This window comes from Amycolatopsis sp. N2S4-7 (assembly GCF_058119595.1).
The window spans coordinates 8700439-8720885 of sequence record NZ_CP172299.1; the positions used below are offsets into that span (position 1 = coordinate 8700439).

15 protein-coding genes are annotated in these 20447 nt (G+C 71.4%); 6 read left to right on the forward strand and 9 right to left on the reverse strand.

Going from position 1 to position 20447, the window contains the following annotated elements; all coding sequences use genetic code 11:
• Positions 1 to 5: 5 nt before the first annotated feature.
• Positions 6 to 1019 carry a nicotinate-nucleotide--dimethylbenzimidazole phosphoribosyltransferase gene (gene cobT, locus ACH54P_RS40985; protein WP_489908675.1) on the reverse strand — a complete coding sequence of 338 codons (1014 nt, stop codon included), beginning with the start codon at positions 1017 to 1019 and terminating at the stop codon, positions 6 to 8.
• Positions 1020 to 1031: 12 nt separating this feature from the next.
• The gene (locus ACH54P_RS40990) at positions 1032 to 1673 is read right to left on the reverse strand and encodes a bifunctional adenosylcobinamide kinase/adenosylcobinamide-phosphate guanylyltransferase (RefSeq protein WP_489908676.1); all 642 of its coding nucleotides are present in this window, start codon (positions 1671 to 1673) and stop codon (positions 1032 to 1034) included.
• Positions 1674 to 1709: 36 nt separating this feature from the next.
• Between ACH54P_RS40990 and ACH54P_RS40995 the strand changes: the two genes are divergently transcribed.
• Entirely contained in the window at positions 1710 to 2663 is a 954-nt protein-coding gene (locus ACH54P_RS40995) for a cobalamin biosynthesis protein (protein ID WP_489908677.1), read from the forward strand.
• The gene (locus ACH54P_RS41000; protein ID WP_489908678.1) at positions 2660 to 4141 is read left to right on the forward strand and encodes a cobyric acid synthase; all 1482 of its coding nucleotides are present in this window, start codon (positions 2660 to 2662) and stop codon (positions 4139 to 4141) included. The genes ACH54P_RS40995 and ACH54P_RS41000 overlap by 4 nt, the downstream gene beginning before the upstream one ends.
• On the opposite strand, the gene ACH54P_RS41005 is transcribed toward ACH54P_RS41000, so the two are convergent.
• The 3 genes from ACH54P_RS41005 to ACH54P_RS41015 are packed head-to-tail and all read right to left on the reverse strand — an operon-like array spanning position 4138 to position 5829.
• Positions 4138 to 4803 (reverse strand): DUF4190 domain-containing protein, encoded by a 666-nt coding sequence (locus ACH54P_RS41005; protein ID WP_489908679.1) that lies wholly within the window; start codon positions 4801 to 4803, stop codon positions 4138 to 4140. The genes ACH54P_RS41000 and ACH54P_RS41005 overlap by 4 nt on opposite strands.
• 47 nt (positions 4804 to 4850) lie before the next feature.
• Positions 4851 to 5600 carry a CbtA family protein gene (locus ACH54P_RS41010; RefSeq protein WP_489908680.1) on the reverse strand — a complete coding sequence of 250 codons (750 nt, stop codon included), beginning with the start codon at positions 5598 to 5600 and terminating at the stop codon, positions 4851 to 4853.
• Between the two features lie 19 nt (positions 5601 to 5619).
• Positions 5620 to 5829, reverse strand: coding sequence for a CbtB domain-containing protein (locus ACH54P_RS41015; RefSeq protein WP_489908681.1), 210 nt, complete (start codon positions 5827 to 5829; stop codon positions 5620 to 5622).
• 192 nt (positions 5830 to 6021) lie between these two features.
• Here ACH54P_RS41015 and ACH54P_RS41020 point away from each other — a divergent pair, with 192 nt between their 5' ends.
• Positions 6022 to 6921 carry an ROK family protein gene (locus ACH54P_RS41020; protein ID WP_489916930.1) on the forward strand — a complete coding sequence of 300 codons (900 nt, stop codon included), beginning with the start codon at positions 6022 to 6024 and terminating at the stop codon, positions 6919 to 6921.
• Positions 6922 to 7004: 83 nt separating this feature from the next.
• Here ACH54P_RS41020 and ACH54P_RS41025 read toward each other — a convergent pair whose 3' ends face one another.
• Both ACH54P_RS41025 and ACH54P_RS41030 read right to left on the reverse strand, forming a co-directional pair.
• On the reverse strand, positions 7005 to 8402 hold the full coding sequence (locus ACH54P_RS41025) for a Dyp-type peroxidase (protein ID WP_489908682.1): 1398 nt from the start codon (positions 8400 to 8402) through the stop codon (positions 7005 to 7007).
• Positions 8403 to 8605: 203 nt separating this feature from the next.
• A complete protein-coding gene (locus ACH54P_RS41030; protein ID WP_489908683.1) occupies positions 8606 to 9178 on the reverse strand; it encodes a TetR/AcrR family transcriptional regulator in 573 nt (190 codons plus the stop codon).
• An 85-nt stretch (positions 9179 to 9263) separates the two neighbouring features.
• On the opposite strand from ACH54P_RS41030, the gene ACH54P_RS41035 reads away from it, so the two are divergent.
• Positions 9264 to 10142, forward strand: coding sequence for an SDR family oxidoreductase (locus ACH54P_RS41035; RefSeq protein ID WP_489908684.1), 879 nt, complete (start codon positions 9264 to 9266; stop codon positions 10140 to 10142).
• A gap of 57 nt (positions 10143 to 10199) precedes the next feature.
• On the opposite strand, the gene ACH54P_RS41040 is transcribed toward ACH54P_RS41035, so the two are convergent.
• Positions 10200 to 11651: a glutamate synthase subunit beta gene (locus tag ACH54P_RS41040; RefSeq protein WP_489908685.1), complete on the reverse strand. Its 1452-nt coding sequence runs from the start codon at positions 11649 to 11651 to the stop codon at positions 10200 to 10202.
• Positions 11644 to 16215 carry a glutamate synthase large subunit gene (gene gltB, locus ACH54P_RS41045; RefSeq protein ID WP_489908686.1) on the reverse strand — a complete coding sequence of 1524 codons (4572 nt, stop codon included), beginning with the start codon at positions 16213 to 16215 and terminating at the stop codon, positions 11644 to 11646. Before gltB ends, ACH54P_RS41040 begins: the two co-directional genes overlap by 8 nt.
• Before the next feature lie 549 nt (positions 16216 to 16764).
• Between gltB and ACH54P_RS41050 the strand changes: the two genes are divergently transcribed.
• Together ACH54P_RS41050 and ACH54P_RS41055 are read left to right on the forward strand one after the other, a co-directional pair.
• Positions 16765 to 17394: a YigZ family protein gene (locus tag ACH54P_RS41050; protein ID WP_489908687.1), complete on the forward strand. Its 630-nt coding sequence runs from the start codon at positions 16765 to 16767 to the stop codon at positions 17392 to 17394.
• A 302-nt stretch (positions 17395 to 17696) separates the two neighbouring features.
• Complete coding sequence (locus tag ACH54P_RS41055; protein WP_489908688.1) at positions 17697 to 20417, forward strand: GH92 family glycosyl hydrolase; 2721 nt, start codon at positions 17697 to 17699, stop codon at positions 20415 to 20417.
• The last annotated feature ends 30 nt before the right edge of the window (positions 20418 to 20447 follow it).

The following is a 20447-nucleotide window of genomic DNA, read 5'->3' on the forward strand; positions in this document are numbered from 1 at the left end:
TCGGCTCACGCCAGGTCGGCCAAAAGGCCCATGTCCGCCAGGATCGCGCGGGCCGCTCGCAGCGTGGGGACCGCCTGGACCGCACCGCTTCCCTCGCCGAGCCGCAGCCCGAAGTCCAGGATCGGCTCCAGCCCGAGTGCCTTCAGCGCGAACGCCTGGGACGGCTCCGTCGAGCGGTGCCCGGCCAGCCACCACTGCTCCGCCCCCGGTGCGATGTCGCGGGCCACCAGGGCCGCCGCGCCGGAGAACACGCCGTCGAGCAGCACCGGGATGCCGCGCACCGCCGCCTGGACCAGGAAGCCCGCCGTCGCCGCGACGCACGCGCTGCCCAGGGCCGTCAGGCGCTCGAACGGGTCCTCCGCCCGGCCCGCCGTCCGCGTCAGGGCCGCCGAGACCGCCGCCGTCTTGCGCTCCAGGCCCGCCGCGTCCACGCCGGTGCCCGTGCCGACCACCTCGGAAGCCGGGAGGCCCAGCGATGCCGCGACCAGCGCCGCGCACATCGCCGTGTTGCCGATGCCCATGTCGCCCGGGATCAGCAGGTCCGCGGCGCGCTCCTCGTCCGCGATCGCCCGGCCAGCGTCGAACGCCGCCCGCGCCTCGCCCGGCGCCAGGGCGTCCTCGACGTCGATCGAGCCCGAGCCGCGGCGGATCTTGTGCGCCGTCACCTCGGGCGGCACGTCGGCGCCGTCCCAGTCGACGCCCAGGTCGGCCACGCGCACCTTCGCGCCGACCTGCGCGGCCAGCACGTTCACGCCGCTCTTCCCGGCCAGGAACACCCGCACCATCGCCGCGGTCACCTCGCGCGGGTACGCCGAGAGCGCCGACACGCCGTGATCGCCCGCGAAGACGACCACGCGCACGTCGTCGAGCGGCCGCGGCGGCACGCTGCCGTGCGCGGCGGCCAGCCAGGCGGCGATCTCCTCCAGCCTGCCGAGCGCGCCGAGCGGCTTGACCAGGCCGTCGAGCCGCTCCAGCGCGGCGGCGCGGGCGGCGGGGTCGGGCACGGGTACGTCGAACACGGGCGCCTCCTGCTACAGGTCGAGCGCCCGGCCCGCGACGACCAGCACGACCCGGTCGGCGTCGGCGGACACCCGGTTGTTGAGTGCGCCCAGCACATCACGGAACAGCCGCCCGGACGACGTTGCGGGCACCACACCGCTGCCGACCTCGTTGCTGACCGCGACCACCGGCACCCGCGCCGCGGCCCACGCGGCCAGGAAGTCCTCGAGCCGGTCGTCCAGGCGGTGCTCCCAGCCCGGCTTCTGCCGCCACGCGCCGACGTCGTCGAGCACCCGGGACAGCCAGGTGCCGAGGCAGTCGATCAGCAGCGGCTCGGTCGCCGTGCGGAGGACGTTGGCGAGGTCGGTGGTCTCGACGGTCTTCCAGTGCGCGGGCCGCCGCGCCTGGTGGGCGGCCACCCGCGCGGCCCAATCGGCGTCGTCGTCGCCCGCGGGCAGGCCGGGCGCGACGTAGACGAGGTGCGGGTGGCCGGCGACGAGCCGTTCGGCGTGCCGGGACTTCCCGGAGCGGACGCCGCCGAGGACCAGCACCTTGCCTTCGTCGCGGCCGTAGCGGCGCAGTGCCCGCGCCAGGGTCTCGAGGTACCCGGCGAGCCGGTGGCTCAGCCCCGCCGGCTTACGTTTTCCCGCGGAGGCGGCTTTCGGCACAGTCATACCCGGCATTCTGGTGCACGCGCTACCGTTCGCCACGTGCCACTCCGTCTAGGGACAACCGCGGCCGGACTCGTTACCGGATATCTCGCCGACGCACTGTTCGGTGACCCCCGACAGGGGCATCCGGTCGCCTTGTTCGGTACCGCCGCGGCTCGCCTCGAGCGGCGCATGTGGGCGGATTCTCAGGCGCGCGGAGCCGCGTACGCGGGGTTGTGCGCCTTCGGTGCCGTAGGCCTCGGTGTCGCGCTTCAGGCTGCGACGCGGCGACGTCCCTTCGCGCGCTTCGTCCTCACCGCCGCGTCTACGTGGGTCGTCCTCGGCGGCCGCGGCCTCGCGGACGAAGGCACCGAAATGGCCAGGCTGCTCGAAGCGGGCGAAGTGCCTGAAGCGCGTCAGAGACTCTCGCACCTCTGCGCGCGCGACGCGACGACGCTCGACTCCGCCGAGCTGACCCGCGCGGCCACCGAGTCGATCGCGGAGAACACCTCGGACGCCGTGGTCGCGCCCCTGTTCTGGGGAGCGGTGGCGGGGGTGCCCGGCCTGCTCGGGTACCGGGCGCTCAACACGCTCGACGCGATGGTGGGTTACCGGTCGCCGCGCTACCGCCGCTTCGGCTGGGCCGCCGCCCGCGCCGACGACGTGGTCAACCTGGTGCCGTCGCGGATCGGAGCGCTGCTCACGGCGGTGTGCGCGCCGCTGGCCGGTGGCCGCGCGGGGGGTGCGTGGCGGATGTGGCGCCGCGACGGCGGACGGCACCCGAGCCCCAACGCGGGGCAGGTGGAAGCGGCGTTCGCGGGGGCACTGGACATCCGGCTGGGCGGCACGAACAGCTACGGCGGCGAGGTCGAGAGCCGCTCCCGGCTCGGCGAGGGCCGCGACCCGGAGCCGGTGGACCTGCGACGAGCGGTGCGGCTGTCCCGGCTGGTCGGGGTGGCGGCGGCCGTGGTCGCGATTGCGGCTGCTCGGGACGACCGGCGAGCCGGGCGATGAGCGGCCTGCTCGTCGCCGGAACGACGTCCGATGCCGGCAAGAGCCTGGTCACCGCCGGAATCTGCCGGTGGCTTGCTCGCCGCGGGGTGCGCGTTGCGCCCTTCAAAGCGCAGAACATGTCCAACAACTCCATGGTCTGCGCCGACGGTGCCGAAATCGGGCGGGCCCAGTGGCTGCAGGCCCGGGCCGCCGGCGTCGAACCCGAAGCCGCGATGAATCCTGTTCTGCTCAAGCCCGGCAGTGATCGGCGCAGTCACGTCGTCGCGCTCGGGAAGCCGTTCGGGACCCTCGAGGCGGGCGAGTACGCCACCGGCCGCGCGGGGCTGGCCGAGATCGCCTTCGCCGCCTTTGAAGACCTCAGTGCGCGCTACGACGTCGTCGTCTGCGAAGGCGCCGGCAGCCCGGCGGAGATCAACCTGCGCGGCGGCGACTACGTCAACATGGGGCTCGCCCGGCGGTTCGGGCTGCCGGTGCTCGTCGTCGGCGACATCGACCGCGGGGGCGTGCTCGCCGCGATGTTCGGCACCCTCGCGCTGCTCTCGGCCGAGGACCAGGCGCTCGTCGCGGGCTGGGTGGTCAACAAGTTCCGCGGTGACGTCGGGCTGCTGCGCCCGGGCCTCGACAGCCTCGAGAAGGTCACCGGGCGGCCCGTGCTGGGCGTGCTGCCGTGGCTCGACCGGGTGTGGATCGACTCCGAAGACGCCCTCGCCGCGGCGGGCTGGCGCCGCGAAGCGCACCACTCCGGTCTGCGGGTGGCCGTCGTGCGGTTCCCGCGCGCGTCCAACGCCACCGACGTCGACGCGCTCGCCGCCGAACCGGGCGTCACCGTGACGCTGACCGCCGACCCCGACACGGTCGCCGCGGCCGATGTCGTCGTGCTGCCCGGGTCGCGGGCCACCGTGGGCGACCTCGCCTGGCTGCGCGACCGCGGTCTCGACACGGCGGTGGCGGCCCGCGCCGTCGCCGGCCGGCCGGTGCTCGGCATCTGCGGCGGCTACCAGATGCTCGCCGAGTCCATTGTGGACGACGTCGAGTCCGGCGCGGGCGAGGTGGCGGGCCTCGGCCTGCTGCCGGCGCGGGTGACGTTCGCCGCGGAGAAGGTCCTCGCTCGTCCGTCGGGGACGTGGCGCGGCCATCCCGTCGACGCCTACGAGATCCACCACGGCTCGATGACCGTCACCACGGCCCCGGAGTCCTTTTTGGACGGCGTCCGCCACGGCGCGCTCTGGGGCACGATGTGGCACGGCGCGTTCGAGAACGACGCCTTCCGCCGCGCGTGGCTCACCGAAGCGGCGGCCCAGGCGGGCACCGGCTGGACCCCGTCACCGGACGCCCCCGGCTTCGGTGACCTGCGCGAGCAGATGCTGGACAAGCTGGCGGACGCCGTCGACGAGCACCTGGACACCGCGGCGCTGCTCACCGTCCTGGAGCGGGGCGCGCCGGAGGACCTGCCGTTCGTCCCGCCCGGCGCGCCCTAACGCTCGATCGGCTCGGTGAACTGGCCCTTCTGGGTCTGGAACGCGCACACGGCGTTGTGCTTGCCCGCCTGCCAGGCCGCCGCGTCCGGGTAGAACGTCGCGACGTCCCAGTCGGACGGCTGGAACAGGCCGGGCGGGAAGAACTTGTCGGCACGGGTCTGGCAGCCCGCCTTCGCGGCGGCCTCGAGCTGGTCGTCGGTCGCCTGGTCCAGCGGGAACGTGGCGAACACCTCGCCGTCGTGCGGCACGGTGCACGCCGTCTTCGTGATGTCGGCGTCCATCTTCACCTGCTTGACGTAGCACTCGCCGTCTTTCATGCCGAGCGCCGTCGGGGCCAGGCTGCCGCCGACCAGCAGCCGGTCGCTGAACACGATCAGGCCGATCGTGATCGCCGCGACCCACAGCAGGCTGAGCACGATCCCGGCGATCGCCATGCCGCGGCCGGTCTGGTTCCGCTTGTTGATCTGGACCAGCGCGACGATCCCGAGGATCAGCCCGAGCACCAGCGAGAACCCGCAGATGCCGAGGATTCCCAGGATCAGCGACGCGACGGCGAAGCCGTTTCGTCCCGGCGGCACCGCGGGCGGCGGCGCCATGACCATCCACTGCGGCGGGTTCGGCGGCGCCGAACCCGCCGGGCGCGACGGATCGTTCTCGGTCATGGTGCTCCCCCTCGGAAATCCCGTTGGCGGGATTCTAGGGGACCGGCTCAGCTCGCGGCAGCGGTGGCGCCCTTCCTGGTCAGCGCCTTCTCGGCGAAGGCGCCGAACGCCAGGCCCAGCGCCAGCCAGAGCGTCAGCTGGGTGCCGGCCGACGCCATCCGGAAGCTCCACAACGTCGACGCCGGGAACGTCGCCGGGACCTCGTCGACCACCGGCATCAGCCAGGCCACGACGCCGATCACGACGAGGTAGCCCGCCGCGGCGAGGAGGAACCCGTTCCAGGCGCCGAGGCGGTCCGCGAGCTTGCGGCCGAACACCGTCGCGAGGATGCCGACGAGCAGTGAGACGGCGACGAACCCGAAGTACAGCTCGGTCCGGGAGCCGATCGTGCCGGCCTGCCCCACCGCGGGCGGGTTGGCCGGGTACTTGAGGAACGGCACCAGGAACACCACGGCGAACGCGCCCGCGGCGAGCAGCAGGGCCGTCACCCTCGGACGCAGGTTGCCGAGCCGGCCTTGGGCGAACGCGAAGGCGAGCGAGAGCAGCCCGCCGATCGCGACGCCGTAGACGACGACGCCGGCGAGCAGCCCGACGGTGCTCTGGATGTCCCGCGGGACGAGCTCCTCCTCGTGGTGCCCGGCCGCTCCCGCGTCGTGGGAATGTTCGTGGCCGCCGGAGTCCTCGAGGCCGATGGCGGTGTCGACCGACGGCTCACCGAACGCGTAGGCGAACCCGAACGCGAGCACGCCGGCGATCAGGCCCGCGAGCATGCCGCGGACCAGCAGGGTCTTCATCATGGGAGCGCGCGCCCGCCGATCAGTGGCAGGGGAAGGCGAGCAGGTGCCGGCCGTCGTGCACGAATTCGTGGACGTACATGTTCGCGAAGACCGCGGTGGCGCCCTGCTCGGCACTCACGAAGTAGACGGCGATCAGGGCGAGGAGCACCACGAACACCGCCCACGGGAGGATCTCGCGGACCGGGATGCGGATCGGGAGCGGAACGGCGGGAGCTGCCTGGTGGGTCATGGGTGGCCTCCTCGGGCTTTCGCGGCCTCATCGGGGTCGAATACGACGGTCCGGGTCTGGCTTCCCCCTGGTGGGGGTCACAGTGGCGCGACCGCGCGGACTTGCACCGCGTTCCGGATTCCGTCGTCTGGCCGGTTGAGCGTAGGTCCGCGCTTCCGGGCGCGTCAATGTGACAATGCCGCGGTGACTCGAATGGTGGCGGCCCTCGATGTGGGCGGGACGACGATCAAGGCGGCGTTGCTCGACGAGCAGCTGCGGCCGCAGGCGGCACTGCGCGCGGAGACGGCGCGCAGCGCGGACGGGACCGCGCTGGCCGGGCAGGTCGCGGACATCGTGGCTTCGCTGGCGGAGCAGGCCGGCACCGGGCGGCCCGCCGTCGTCGGCGTCGTGGTGCCCGGGATCGTCGACGAAGAGACCCGGATCTGCCACTTCTCGGCCAACCTGGACTGGCGCGAGGTCCACTTCGGCGAGCTCCTGGAGGAGCGGCTCGGGCTGCCGGTGGCGTTCGGCCACGACGTCACCGCGGGCGGCATCGCCGAGTTCCGGGTGGGTGCCGGCCAGGGGGCGACGAACGCGGCGTTCATCCCGGTCGGCACGGGGATCGCGGCGGCGCTGCTGCTCGACGGCCGCATCCACCGCGCGCACGGGCAGGCGGGCGAGGTCGGGCACATCGACGTCGGCCACCCGGGCAAGTGCGGCTGCGGCGCGACGGGCTGCCTGGAGGCGATCTCTTCGGCGGCCGCGATCGCCCGCCGCTACACCGAGCGGACGGGCCGTCCGGCCGACGGTGCCCGCGAGGTGGTGGAGCTGGCCCGGGGTGGTGACGAAGTGGCGGTGGCGGTGGTCCAGGACGCCCTCGACGGCCTCGGCCACGGGATCCGCACGCTGCTGACGCTGCTGGGCCCGGAGGTGATCGTCCTGGGCGGCGGGCTCTTCACGGCGGCCGACTACGTGCTGGAGCCGGTGCGGGCGTGGCTGGCGGCGCACCTGACGTTCCAGAAGATGCCGGAGCTGCGAATCGCGAAGCTGGGGGACGAGGCGGGCCGGCTGGGAGCGGGACTGCTGGCCCTGGACCGGCTCGCGACGCTCTGAGCCGGCCGGGGCAGCGCTCCGAACGAATCTCGGGCGAGGACGTCGAGGCCTCGACGTCCTCGCCCCGCCGGGTCCGGCAGTGGTCAGAGCGACCGGAGGAAGGCCAGTGACGGCATGAAGAAGTAGTCGCCGCCCCGCAACGTCACCGACTGCGGCACCGGATCGGCCGTGCGCTGCGCCGACCCGCCCCAGTCGACGGTGTAGTCGGACGGCCCGCGTTCGCCCTGCCCGATCACCGGGTCCAGGCCCGGCGTGACGCCGTCGACGATCGGGAAGCCCGGGTTGTTCGCCCAGAGGGACTGGGTGAACTCGAACTGGTTGCCCAGCACCGAGTTGAACGCCATGAACAGCAGCCCGACCCCGCCGCTCGGCCGCGCCGCGGGCGGCACGTCGGCGTTCGGGTCGTCCGGCCGCTCGCCGTACGTGACGCCCCGGCGGGCCATCAGGTGCAGCCGCTCGTCGGGCGCTTCCTCGGCGCCACCGGAGCCGCGCGGGTTCGTCTTGCGGATGTGCGCCTGGAACGGGCACTTCAGCGCGGCGCGGTCGCTGTCGTAGGTGAAGTTGTTCGACACCGGGCTTTCCGCGCCGTCCTCCCGCTGGGTGGTCAACGGCGTGCCGTCCTCGAACCGGCCGATGAGCATCGCCCCGGCGCGTTCCCGGTCCTCGCCGGCGAGGCCCAGCGTGTCGGCCAGATCCGCTTCGGCCTGCTTGAACCGCCGGACGTTCTGTTCGAGCTTCCGGAAAACGAAGTAACTGCCGAAATGCACGCCGGGATCCGGCGCCGCGGTGTCCGGGACCAGCACCTGGGAAAGCGGCGCCGCCGGATTCCACACGTTGATGCCGTCGGTGTTGTTCTTTTCCGCGTCGACGTCTTCGGTGAGGAACAACGGCTGGCTCCGGCCGTCGACGTACCCGAAGTGCTCGATGCCCTCGCCGCGCGCGTTGACCCGGCCGAGGCCCGTTTCCTCCGCCAGCACCGTGACCGAGTCGGGCAGCAGGCCGAGGATTTCGTTGCGGCGCGCGGTCATCGCCTTGTCGGTGGCGTCGCCGACGAGCACGACGGCGTGGATTTCGGCGCGGTAACCGGGATCGAACGTCGAGCGCGGCGGGTCGTTCAGCTTCTGCCGCGTCGCCGTCGCCGCCATCCCGCGCAGGAAAGCCTTGTCCTGCGGGAAGTTCTCGACGCCGAGGACGCCGTAACCGGCCGCGGTGAGCCCGACGCCGACGTACGGCGTTCCCGCCGCGCCCTCGGCCTTGAACGCGCCGACCTCGTCGAGGTGGGCCTGGGCGGACTTCATCTTCCCGGTGACCGCAACCAGGAAGCCCCGCGCCTCCGCCGCGTCCCCGAACCCGAGGAACAGCGCGGAAAGGTGATCGCGGACGTGGGCCTTGAGGATGTTCGGCTGCAGTTCGCCGAGCATCGTCGCGGCGTCACCGGTCGCGGTGGTCCAAGACAGCGTGGTGGACAGATCGACACTCATTTCGGGTCCCCTCCCGTGTGCAAAACCGCCTCTCGGCGGTACCACGGTCGGCCGAGTCCCCCCTGCGGCCGACCGTGGCCCCTGAATACAGAGTGCAATGACGAGGGCCGCAGATGCCACCCGTCCGGCGGATTCACACGAAAGATTAAGTTGAACGCGCCATTTCCACGGAAAACGTCGTCCGGGCGGATCGGGAAGGGAACTCAGCCCAGCGTCGCGGTCGCTTCCACGAGTTCCGCGAGGGCTTCGGCGGCCAGTGACGCGAAGTCCCGGTCGTTCTCCGGGGCGATCCAGCGGGCGAAGCCCGTCGAGAAAGCGAGCCCGCCGATCTGCGCGGCGAGCCTCGCCGCCGGGTCGGGGACGCCGCGTTCGCGCAGGGCGCCGGCCATCGCGGCGGCCAGGGTCGCGCGCTTGAGCAGTTCGCGCTCCTGGAGGTCGCGGTGGGCCGAGACCACCGCCTGGACCTTCACCGCCCACTCGCGCCGTTCCGGTCCGAACGGCACCGAGGCGGCCGTCAGCGCCGCCGCGACCGCCTCGAGCGGGGTCGCCGACGCGGGGGCGTCCGCGATCGCCTCCGCGAAGATCCGGCTCAGGATTTCCTGGCCCGCGAAGAGCACTTCGCGCTTGTCGGCGAAGTGGCGGAAGAAGGTGCGCTTCGTCAGCCCGGCCCGTTCGGTGATCTCGGCCGTGGTGACGTTGTCGTAGCCCCGCTCGAGGAACGCCTCCACGGCGGCGTGCATCAGCCGCTCGCGTGCGTTCGGCTCCCAGCGGCTCATGGGCCCAGCCTAAGCGATGACACCCGGTGTCGTCGCAGGTGCTACGGTGATGGCACCAAGTGTCATCACTGAACGGGAGCACCCCATGCGTGTCTTCGTCACCGGCGCGTCCGGCTGGATCGGCTCGGCCCTCGTCCCCGAACTCCTCGAAGCGGGTCACCGGGTCGTCGGCCTCGCCAGGTCGGACGCCTCGGCGGAAGCCGTCACCGCCATGGGCGCCGACGTGGTCCGCGGCGACCTGGACGACCTCGCCGCGCTCAAGGCGGGCGTGGATGCCGCCGACGGCGTCGTCCACCTGGCCTTCGGCCACGACTTCAGCCGGCTGGACGCCGCGATCCGGACCGACGCGGCCGCCGTCGCCGCGATCGGCGCCGCGCTCGAGGGTTCGGGCAAGCCGTTCGTGGCCGCCTCGGGGACCCCGGTGGTGCCCGGGCGCGCGGCGACCGAGCAGGACGACGCCGTCGGCATGGGCCCGGTGGCCGGCCGGGCGGACATCGCCCGCGCCGTCCTGAGGACGGCCGAGCGCGGGGTCCGCGCGTCCCTCGTGCGGCTGCCGCGCTCGGTGCACGGCGAAGGCGACGCCCACGGGCTCATCGCACGCCTGGTCGCGTGGGACCGCGAAAAGGGCATTTCCGCCTACGTCGGCGACGGGACGGCCCGCTGGCCCGCGGTGCACGTCCTGGACGCGGCCCACCTGTTCCGCCTGGCCCTGGAGCGGGCACCGGCGGGTTCGGTGCTGCACGCGGTCGGCGACGAGGGCGTGCGGATCCGCGACGTCGCCGAAGTGGTCGGCCGCCGCCTCGACCTGCCGGTCACGTCCGTGGAAGCCGAGGAACTCGGCTTCCTGGGCGCGGTCCTGGCGATCGACCAGCCGGCGTCCGCGGAGCAGACCCGGGAGCTGCTCGGCTGGCAGCCGGGGCACCCGGGGCTGCCGGCCGACCTCGAAAAGGGTTACTACGGCTGAGAAGTGGAACAGCGCCGGCGGGGGTGGCGACAGTGACACACCCGCCGGCGCCGGGCTCTACGCGATCGGCCGGTCCGTGGGCGCGATCGGCGCGGGCAGGAAGCCGCGGCCGGTGAGGTACGCGTCGACGCCCGCCGCGGCGGAGCGGCCTTCCGCGATCGCCCACACGATCAGGGACTGGCCGCGGCCCATGTCGCCCGCCACGAACACGTTGTCCAGGCTCGTCTTGAACGCCTTGTCGCGCGCCACGTTGCCGCGCGCGTCCAGCTCGACGCCCAGGTCTTCGAGCAGGCCCTTCTTCTGCGGCCCGAGGAAGCCCATCGCCAGCAGGACCAGCTGCGCCGGCAGCTCGCGCTCGGTCCCGGCCACGGGGACGAACTTGCCGCCCTCGTTGCGGACCTCGACCAGCTTCAGGGCCCGGACACGACCGGAATCGTCGCCCAGGAACTCCTGCGTGTTCACCGCGTACATCCGCTCGCCGCCCTCTTCGTGCGCCGAGGACACCCGGTAGATCATCGGGTACGTCGGCCACGGGTGGGCGTCCGACCGGGACTCCGGCGGCTTGGGCATGATCTCCAGCTGCGTCACCGAACGCGCGCCCTGGCGGTGCGACGTCCCGACGCAGTCCGCGCCCGTGTCGCCGCCGCCGATGACGACGACGTCCAAGCCGGAAGCGTCGAACGGCGACTTCTCCAGCTCGCCCGCGGCGACCCGGTTGGCCGGCGGCAGGAACTCCATCGCCTGCAGGATGCCGTCGAGTTCCCGGCCGGGGATCGGCAGGTCGCGCCAGTCGGTGGCCCCGCCCGCGAGCACGACCGCGTCGTAGGACGCCTGGAGCTCGGCCGCCGAAACGTCGACGCCGACGTTCACCGACGTCCGGAACTCCGTGCCCTCGGCCTCCATCTGCGCGAGACGGCGGTCGAGGCGGTGCTTCTCCATCTTGAACTCGGGGATGCCGTAGCGCAGCAGCCCGCCGATCTTGTCGGCCCGCTCGAGGACCACGACGCTGTGGCCCGCGCGCGTGAGCTGCTGCGCCGCGGCGAGTCCCGACGGGCCGGACCCGACGACCGCGACCTTCTTGCCCGTCTTCGACGTCGGCGGCTGCGGCGTCACCCAGCCCTCTTCGAAGGCGCGGTCGACGATGGAGATCTCGACCCGCTTGATCGTCACCGGGTCGTCGTTGATCCCGAGCACGCACGCGGTTTCGCACGGCGCCGGGCACAGCGTGCCGGTGAACTCCGGGAAGTTGTTGGTCGCGTGCAGCCGTTCGATCGCCTGCTGCCAGTCTTCCCGCCACACCAGGGTGTTCCACTCCGGGATGAGGTTCCCGAGCGGGCAGCCCTGGTGGCAGAACGGGATGCCGCAGTCCATGCAGCGGCCGGCCTGCTTCTCCAGCTTCGTGGACGCGAAGTCCTCGTAGACCTCCCGCCAGTCCATCAGCCGCAGGTCGACCGGACGGCGCTTCGGCTCTTCGCGGGTGGTGGTCAGAAAGCCCTTGGGGTCAGCCATGTGCGGCCTCCATGATCGCCTCGTTCACGTCGCGCCCGTCGCGCTCCGCCTGCACCTGGGCGGCGAGCACGCGCTTGTAGTCCTTCGGCATGACCTTCCCGAAGCGGTCGATCCCCGCGTCCCAGTCGGCCAGCAGTTCCCGCGCGACCGCGGATTCCGTTTCGTTGTAGTGCTTTTCCAGCGTTTCGCGCAGGAAGTCCGCGTCCTCGGAGTCGAGCGGGTCGAGGTCGACCATCTCCGGGTTGACCCGGTGCGCGGGCAGGTCCAGCACGAACGCGACGCCGCCGGACATGCCGGCCGCGAAGTTGCGCCCGATCGGGCCGAGCACGACCATCCGGCCGCCGGTCATGTACTCGCCGCCGTGGTCGCCGACGCCTTCGACGACGGCCAGCGCGCCCGAGTTGCGCACGCAGAACCGCTCGCCGACCTTGCCGCGGATGAAGATTTCGCCGCTGGTGGCGCCGTAGGCGATCACGTTGCCGGCGATGATGTGGTCCTCGGCGGCGATCCGGGCCTCCCGCGGCGGCCGCACGATCAGCCGTCCGCCGGACAGGCCCTTGCCGACGTAGTCGTTGCCGTCGCCGTAGAGCCGCAGCGTGATGCCCTTCGGCACGAACGCGCCGAAGGACTGGCCCGCCGTGCCGGTGAAGGTGACGTCGATGGTGTCGTCCGGCAGGCCTTCGCCGCCCCACCGCTTGGTCAGCTCCGACCCGAGCATGGTGCCGACGGTCCGGTTCACGTTGCGGACCGGCAGCTCCAGCCGGACCTTGTCGCCGGAGTTCAACGCACCCTCGGCCAGCTGGATCAGCGTGTTGTCCAGGGCCTTCTCGAGGCCGTGGTCCTGCTTCGTCTGCTGCAGCCGCAGCCCGGCCGGGGCCATCTCGGGCACGTGGAAGATCGGCGACAGGTCCAGCCCGGCCGCCTTCCAGTGCTCGACGGCCTTGCGCTTGTCGAGGAACTCGGCGTGCCCGACCGCCTCGGCGATCGACCGGAAACCCAGCTCCGCCAGGTACTCCCGGACCTCCTGGGCGATGAACTCGAAGAAGTTGACGACGTACTCGGCCTTGCCGCTGAACTTCTCGCGCAGCTTGGGGTTCTGCGTCGCGACACCGACGGGACACGTGTCGAGGTGGCAGACGCGCATCATGATGCAGCCGGACACCACCAGCGGCGCGGTCGCGAAGCCGAACTCCTCGGCGCCGAGCAGCGCCGCGACGACGACGTCACGGCCGGTCTTGAGCTGGCCGTCGGTCTGCACCACGATCCGGTCGCGCAGCCGGTTGGCCAGCAGCGTCTGCTGCGTCTCGGCCAGGCCGAGCTCCCACGGGCCGCCGGCGTGCTTGATCGACGACAGCGGCGACGCGCCCGTCCCGCCGTCGTGGCCCGAGATGAGCACGACGTCGGCGTGCGCCTTGGAGACGCCGGCTGCGACCGTGCCGACGCCGACCTCGGACACGAGCTTCACATGGATGCGCGCGTTCGGGTTGGCGTTCTTCAGGTCGTGGATCAGCTGCGCCAGGTCCTCGATCGAGTAGATGTCGTGGTGCGGCGGCGGGGAAATGAGCCCGACGCCCGGCGTCGAGAACCGCGTCTTCGCGATCCACGGGTACACCTTCGCGCCGGGCAGCTGCCCGCCTTCGCCGGGCTTCGCGCCCTGCGCCATCTTGATCTGGATGTCGTCGGCGTTGACGAGGTACTCGCTCGTGACGCCGAAGCGGCCGGAGGCGACCTGCTTGACCGCTGAGCGCCGCTCCGGGTCGTACAGGCGCTCCGCGTCTTCGCCGCCCTCACCGGTGTTGGACTTCCCGCCGAGGCGGTTCATCGCGATGGCGAGAGTCTGGTGCATCTCCATCGAGATCGAGCCGTAGGAGATCGCGCCGGTGGCGAACCGCTTGACGATCTCGGAGACCGGTTCGACCTCCTCGATCGGCACCGGGGCGCGCTTGCCGTACTTGAAGTCGAACAGCCCGCGCAGCGTCAGCAGCTTCTCGGCCTGGTCGTCGACGGCCTTGGTGTACTCCTTGAAGACCTCGTACTTCCCGGCCCGCGTGGAGTGCTGGAGCTTGAACACCGTCTGCGGGTTGAACAGGTGCGGCTCGCCTTCGCGGCGCCACTGGTAGTCCGCGCCGGTCTCCAGCTCGCGGTGCGCGGCCCGGACGCCGTCGGCCGGGAAGGCGTACTTGTGCCGCTTCGCGACCTCGTCGGCGAGCGTGTCGAAGCCGACGCCGCCGAGGCGGGACGTCGTGCCGGTGAAGCAGTTCTCGATGACCTCTTCGCCGAGCCCGATCGCCTCGAAGATCTGCGCGCCGGTGTAGGACGCGACGGTCGAAACACCCATCTTCGACATCGTCTTGCGGACGCCCTTGCCCAGCGCCTTGATCAGGTTGTAGGTCGCCTGCTTCGGCGTCACGCCCGGGATCAGGCCCTGGTGGGCCATCTCCTCGACGGTCGCCATCGCCAGGTACGGGTTCACCGCGGCGACGCCGTAGCCGATGAGCAGCGCGATGTGGTGCACCTCGCGCGCGTCGCCGGCCTCGACGATGAGGCCGACCTGCGTGCGCGTCTTCTCGCGGACGAGGTGGTGGTGCACCGCGCCGGTCAGCAGCAGCGACGGGATCGGGGCGTGGTTCTCGTCGACGCCGCGGTCGGACAGCACGATCAGCCGGGCGCCGTCTTCGATGGCTTCCGACACCTCGGCGCGGATCTCGTCGAGCCGCTGGACGAGCGCCTCGCCGCCGCCGTGGACGTTGTACCGGCCGAGCACGGTGACGGCCTGGAACTCCGGCAGGTCGCCGTCGTCGTTGACGTGCACCAGCTTGGCGAGCTGGTCGTTGTCGAGCACCGGGAACGGCAGCGCGATCCGGCGGCACGACGACGCGTCGCCGACCAGCAGGTTCGGCTCGGCGCCGATCTGCGTGCCGAGCGCGGTGACGAGCTCCTCGCGGATGGCGTCCAGCGGCGGGTTCGTCACCTGGGCGAACAGCTGGATGAAGTAGTCGAAGATCAGCCGCGGCCGGCTGGACAGCGTCGCGAGCGGCGAGTCGTTGCCCATCGAGCCGATCGGCTCCGCGCCGGTGCGGGCCATCGGCTCGAGGATGGCTTCGAGCTCTTCCTCGGTGTAGCCGAACGCCTGCTGGCGGCGGACGAGCGCGGCGTGCAGCGGCACTTCGCGGTCGCGCTCGGGCAGGTCTTCGAGGTGCAGCAGGCCGGCGTCGACCCACTCGTCGTACGGGTGCGCGGTGGCGAGTTCGGTTTTGACCTCTTCGTCCTCGACGATCCGGCCTTCGACGGTGTCCACGAGGAACATCCGGCCGGGCTCGAGGCGTCCCTTCCGGACGATCGTCGCCGGGTCGATGTCGAGCACGCCGACCTCGGAAGCGAGCACGACGAGGCCGTCGTCGGTCACCCAGTACCGGCCGGGGCGCAGGCCGTTGCGGTCCAGGACCGCGCCGATCTGGCTGCCGTCGGTGAAGGCGACGAGCGCCGGGCCGTCCCACGGCTCCATCAGCGTCGAGTGGAACTCGTAGAAGGCGCGCCGCGCCGGGTCCATCTCCTGGTGGTTCTCCCAGGCCTCCGGGATCATCATCAGGACGGCGTGGGGCAGCGAGCGGCCGCCGAGGTGGAGCAGCTCCAGGACCTCGTCGAAGGACGCCGAGTCGCTGGCGCCGCGGGTGATCACCGGGTAGATCCGCTTGAGGTCGCCGGGGATCAGGTCGGTCTCCAGCAGCGCCTCGCGGGCGTCCATCCAGTTGCGGTTGCCGCGCAGCGTGTTGATCTCGCCGTTGTGCGCGACGTACCGGTACGGGTGCGCCAGCGGCCACGACGGGAACGTGTTGGTGGAGAAGCGGGAGTGCACGAGGCCGATGGCGCTGGTGACGCGCTCGTCGGTCAGGTCGGCGAAGAACCGCTCGACCTGGGGCTCGGTGAGCATTCCTTTGTAGACGATCGTGCGCGAGGAGAGGCTGGGGAAGTAGACGTCGTCCTCGACGAGCTCGTGCTCGGCGCGCTTGCGGACGCAGAACGCGCTGCGCTCGATGTGCAGCGGGTCCGAGTGCTCCGGCTTCGGGCGGCGCGCGGCGAGGAACAGCTGCGTGAAGTGCGGCATGGTCTCGGCCGCGGTCGGCCCGCAGTGCTCGGTGTGCACCGGCAGCTCGCGCCAGCCGAGGACGCGCATGTCCTCCTCGGCGGCGATGCGCTCGATGGTCGTCATGGCCCGGCCGCGGCGCTTTTCGTCCTGCGGCAGGAAAGCCGTGCCGACGGCGTACGCGCCGGGCTCGGGCAGGGTGAAGTCCACGACCTCGCGGTAGAACTCGTCCGGGATCTGGATCAGCAGGCCGGCGCCGTCGCCGGTGTCCGGTTCGGCGCCCCGAGCCCCGCGGTGTTCCAGGTTGCGCAACGCGACCAGGGCCTTGGCGACGATCGCATGATCTCGGCGCCCGGTCAGGTCGGCGACGAAGGCGACACCGCAGGCGTCGTGTTCGTAGTCGCTCCGGTAGAGGCCCTTGGCCTCGGCGTTGCTGAGCTGCTCCCCGGACGGGGGCAGGGAACTGGCACGGTGGGTCACGGCTGGCCGCCTCCCAAGGCGTTGGCGCGACCGGTACTCACTCCATCGAGTGGTTCGAGCTGAACCGGTTAACGAAGTGGTCCGGTACCGCGATGGTCAGTCGAGAACAGTTGCTGTTGTCGAGGTGCTGGATGCCGCGTGGCACCGGCCGAGCGGCACTGTGTTCGCTTAGTGACGCCGGAAACCGGACGCGGGTCATCTGGGAGGCCGCACAACACTGGGCAGCCGAACATGTCGGGTCCTGCGTGCGCGCACAGACCGGCCACTGTGGTGGGGGCCGGACGGAGCGCGCGGTGTTACTCCCGGGTTCGCCGGGGTCTTATGACGATAGTGTGAATTCGCTGTTATCGACATACATCGTTGCCCCCGGGTGGGAAACGCCACGCTTACGTTGACGGGGCCCAGGGTAGTCCCATATGTCGGGCTGGAGCTCCCGCAGAGCGGTCTCCGGTGCTCCTGACCTGGGGAAATGTCTGTCCCATGTGGTCTGGGGCACGTGCCGGAGCGCCACGCCGGGGTGAGAAGCTGAGTGCATGGCGGACTCGTCCGATGACTGATCGTTATCTCTCCGTGGCTCGTGAAGGCGTCCACGAGATCGAGATCAAGCGCTCCCGGTTCCTCTGCGCGCTGGCTCCGGTGCCGTCGGAGGAGGCCGCGCGCGCCTTCATCGCGGCCCGCCGCCGGGCGGATCCGGGGGCGCGGCACCACTGTCACGCGTTCGTTTTGGGCCCTGATGGGCGAACCCGGCGCTCCAGCGACGACGGCGAACCGGCGGGCACCGCGGGGACGCCGATGCTGGAGGTGCTGCGCCGCCGCGAGCTGACCGACACGGTCGCGGTCGTGACGCGCTACTTCGGCGGGGTCCTCCTCGGCGCCGGCGGACTGATCCGCGCGTACGGCCAGTCCGTTTCGGACGCATTGGAAGTGGTTGGTGTACTAGAACACCGGCGTCTCAGCTTGGTCGAGGTGGCGGTGAGCTACGACCGCGCGGGCCGGCTGGAGAACGACCTCCGCGCGTCGCCGTACGCGCTCCACGCCACCCGCTTCGACGAACGAGCCCACTTCGAGATCGGCTTGGCCCCGGGCGAGGCTCCGGCTTTCGAGAGCTGGCTGGCGGACCTGACGAACGGCGAAGCCACGACGACGAACCTCGGCGAGACCTGGGTGCAGGTCCGGTGATCCGAGCCGTGACTCGCGTCTCTGATCACGCGAGTTCGGTGTTCGCGCAGTGCCGCCCGGCCGGAGCGAGTGGTCCACGGGCCCCGAGTGGTCCGGTCCCGCAAACGCTTGCCGCACAACGAACTTTCGGCGCTTCCGCCGGCCCGCCCTTCCGTGGCACCATGTCGTGCCACCGAGTTCCGGTACCACTTCGATCCCCTGGACGTTGTCAGCGCGGCGCAGGCCGGACTGACAACGTTGTCACGACGCCCGACAACGTTGTCGCCCGGCGAACTGCGTGCGACAAGGAGAGGAAGGGTTTCATGTCCGGACCACTCTCGAGGCTCAGCAGAGGGCTGCGCGGAGCGTTGCTCGCCGCGGTCCTCGCCGGGGCGGGGCTCGCCGCACTGCCCGCGGCGCCCGCCACGGCCGCGACGCTCGCCCTTACGCAGTACGTGAATCCCTTCATCGGCACGGACAACAGCAACTCGCCCAACCCGGTGCCCGGCGGCGCCGGGGGCAGCACCTACCCGGGGGCGGCCGTGCCGTTCGGCATGGCGCAGTTCAGCCCGGACACCCCGACGGCGTCGCCGTCCGGGTACCGCTACAGCGACACCAGCATCGAGGAGTTCAGCCTCACCCACTTCAACGGCGCCGGCTGTCCCAACAACGAAGACCTCGGCCTGCTGCCGATCACCGGCGCGATCGGGACCTCACCGGGCACCGGCTGGACCGGGTACGCGGGCCGCTACACGAAGGCGAACGAGTCGGCCGCGCCCGGCTACTACAAGAACAAGCTCGACACCTACAACACCACCGTCGAGCTGTCGGCCACCCAGCGGTCCGGCTTCATGAAGCTGACCTACCCGAACACGACGTCCGCGCGCCTGCTGGTCAACACCAGCCGCAGCGCGACCGGCAGCCGGAACGGGTCGATCAGCATCAGCGGTAGCCAGGTCACCGGCTCCGTGACCGGTGGCGGCTTCTGCGGATCCTCCAAGACGTACCAGATCTTCTACGTCATCCAGTTCGACCGCGCGCCGAGCGGGTTCGGCACCTGGCTCGGCGGCACGGTGAACGCCGGGTCCGCGAGCACCAGCGGCACGAACTCCGGCGGCTACCTCACGTTCGACACCTCGGGCAACACCACCGTGCAGGCGAAGGTCGGCATCTCGTTCGTCAGCCTGGCCAACGCGCAGGCGAACCTCGCCGCCGAGAACCCCGGTTTCGACTTCGCCGGGATCCGCGGCGCGGCCGACACGAGCTGGAACGCGATCCTCAACCGCGTGCAGGTGGGCAGCGGGACGGCCGCGGACCTGCAGAAGTTCTACACGGCGCTGTACCACGTGTTCCAGAACCCGAACATCGCCAGCGACACCAACGGCCAGTACCGCGGGTTCGACCAGGCGGTCCACACCGCGTCGCACACGGTCTACCAGAACTACTCCGGCTGGGACATCTACCGGTCCTGGGCCGCGCTGATCGGGCTGATCGCGCCCAACGAGGCCGGCGACATCGCGAAGTCGATGGTGCTGGACGGCCAGCAGGGCGGGTTGCTGCCCAAGTGGTCGCACAACAGCAACGAGCACTTCGTGATGACCGGCGACCCCGGGCCGATCGTCGTGGGCAGCATGTACGCCTTCGGCGTCCGCGGCTTCGACACCGCGGCTGCGCTGACGCTCATGGACAAGAGCGCGAGCGGCGGCACCACGCAGGGACAGGCGATCCGCGGCCGGGAAAGCGGCTACCTCAGCCGCCACTACGTCTACGAGGACCCGTCCGACTCGCTCGAGTACTCGGCGTCGGACTTCGCGGTGGCGCAGTTCGCGAAGGCGGTCGGCGACACCACGAAGTACACCACGTACATGCAGCGCGCCCAGTGGTGGCAGAACGTGTTCGGCACCGACTCGGGTTACGTCCAGCCACGGGGCAGTGACGGCACGTGGGCCTGGCCGGTCGTGCCGTCGAGCAACAGCGGCTACACCGAGGGCAACCCCTCGCAGTACACGTGGATGGTGCCCTACAACTACCAGGGCGTGATCAACCTGATGGGCGGCCGCAAGACCGCCGTCCAGCGGCTGGACCACCACTTCACCCAGCTCAACGGCGGCCTCACCCAGCCGTACTTCTACATCGGCAACGAGCCAGAGCACGGCGTGCCGTGGGCGTACAACTACGCGGCCTACCCGCAGGGCACCAGCTCGGCCGTGCGGCGCGTGATGAACGAGTCGTTCACCACCGGCGCGGGCGGCCTGCCCGGCAACGACGACCTCGGCGCCACCTCGGCGTGGTACGTCTTCGCCGCGCTGGGGATGTACCCGGCGACGCCGGGTGCGGACGTCCTGGCCCTGCACGGCCCGCTGTTCTCCTCGGTCTCGATCATCCGGCCGGGCGGGACGATCCAGATCACCGGCGCCGGCGCGGGCCAGGGCGCGCAGTACGTGCAGGGCCTCAGCGTCAACGGAACCGCGACGACGAAGTCGTGGATCCGCTACGGCGACATCGCGGGCGCGTCGACGCTCAGCTACACGATGGGCTCGTCGCCGAGCGGGTGGGGCACGAGCACGGCGGACGTCCCGCCGTCCTACAACGACGGGTTCACGCCGCCGCCCGCCGCGCCGGAGCTCGGGACGAACCTGGCGCAGGGCAAGGCGGCCACGGGCTCGGCGTCGTGCAACTCGGCCGAGGGCGCGGCCAACGCCGTCGACGGCAGCCTGGCGAACAACAGCAAGTTCTGCACCACCGCCGCGACGAAGTTCCTGCAGGTCGACCTCGGCTCGGCGCAGAACGTGTCGTCGTTCGTGGTCAAGCACGCCGGCCTCGGCGGCGAGACGACGGGCTGGAACACCGCCGCGTTCACGATCCAGACGTCGACCGACGGCTCGACGTGGACGACGGTGGCGTCCGTGAGCGGTTCGCGGGCCAGCCGCACGTACCACCCGATCACCACCCGGTCGGCCCGGTACGTGAAGCTGAACGTCACCAACCCGGCCGACAACGGCAACGGCGCCGCGCGGATCTACGAGTTCGAGGTCTACCGCTGAGCCGAAGGCTCGTGAGTGCCGCGGCCCGCG

What these genes read in the sequence shown, in the direction of transcription:
- ACH54P_RS41015 (WP_489908681.1), bottom strand. Translation starts at nt 5,829, where the DNA reads ATGACCCACCAGGCAGCTCCCGCCGTTCCGCTCCCGATCCGCATCCCG.
- ACH54P_RS41040 (WP_489908685.1), bottom strand. Translation starts at nt 11,651, where the DNA reads ATGGCTGACCCCAAGGGCTTTCTGACCACCACCCGCGAAGAGCCGAAG.
- ACH54P_RS41035 (WP_489908684.1), top strand. Translation starts at nt 9,264, where the DNA reads ATGCGTGTCTTCGTCACCGGCGCGTCCGGCTGGATCGGCTCGGCCCTC.
- ACH54P_RS41020 (WP_489916930.1), top strand. Translation starts at nt 6,022, where the DNA reads ATGGTGGCGGCCCTCGATGTGGGCGGGACGACGATCAAGGCGGCGTTG.
- ACH54P_RS41025 (WP_489908682.1), bottom strand. Translation starts at nt 8,402, where the DNA reads ATGAGTGTCGATCTGTCCACCACGCTGTCTTGGACCACCGCGACCGGT.
- ACH54P_RS41055 (WP_489908688.1), top strand. Translation starts at nt 17,697, where the DNA reads ATGTCCGGACCACTCTCGAGGCTCAGCAGAGGGCTGCGCGGAGCGTTG.
- ACH54P_RS41010 (WP_489908680.1), bottom strand. Translation starts at nt 5,600, where the DNA reads ATGATGAAGACCCTGCTGGTCCGCGGCATGCTCGCGGGCCTGATCGCC.
- ACH54P_RS41005 (WP_489908679.1), bottom strand. Translation starts at nt 4,803, where the DNA reads ATGACCGAGAACGATCCGTCGCGCCCGGCGGGTTCGGCGCCGCCGAAC.
- ACH54P_RS41050 (WP_489908687.1), top strand. Translation starts at nt 16,765, where the DNA reads ATGACTGATCGTTATCTCTCCGTGGCTCGTGAAGGCGTCCACGAGATC.
- ACH54P_RS41000 (WP_489908678.1), top strand. Translation starts at nt 2,660, where the DNA reads ATGAGCGGCCTGCTCGTCGCCGGAACGACGTCCGATGCCGGCAAGAGC.
- ACH54P_RS40990 (WP_489908676.1), bottom strand. Translation starts at nt 1,673, where the DNA reads ATGACTGTGCCGAAAGCCGCCTCCGCGGGAAAACGTAAGCCGGCGGGG.
- ACH54P_RS41030 (WP_489908683.1), bottom strand. Translation starts at nt 9,178, where the DNA reads ATGAGCCGCTGGGAGCCGAACGCACGCGAGCGGCTGATGCACGCCGCC.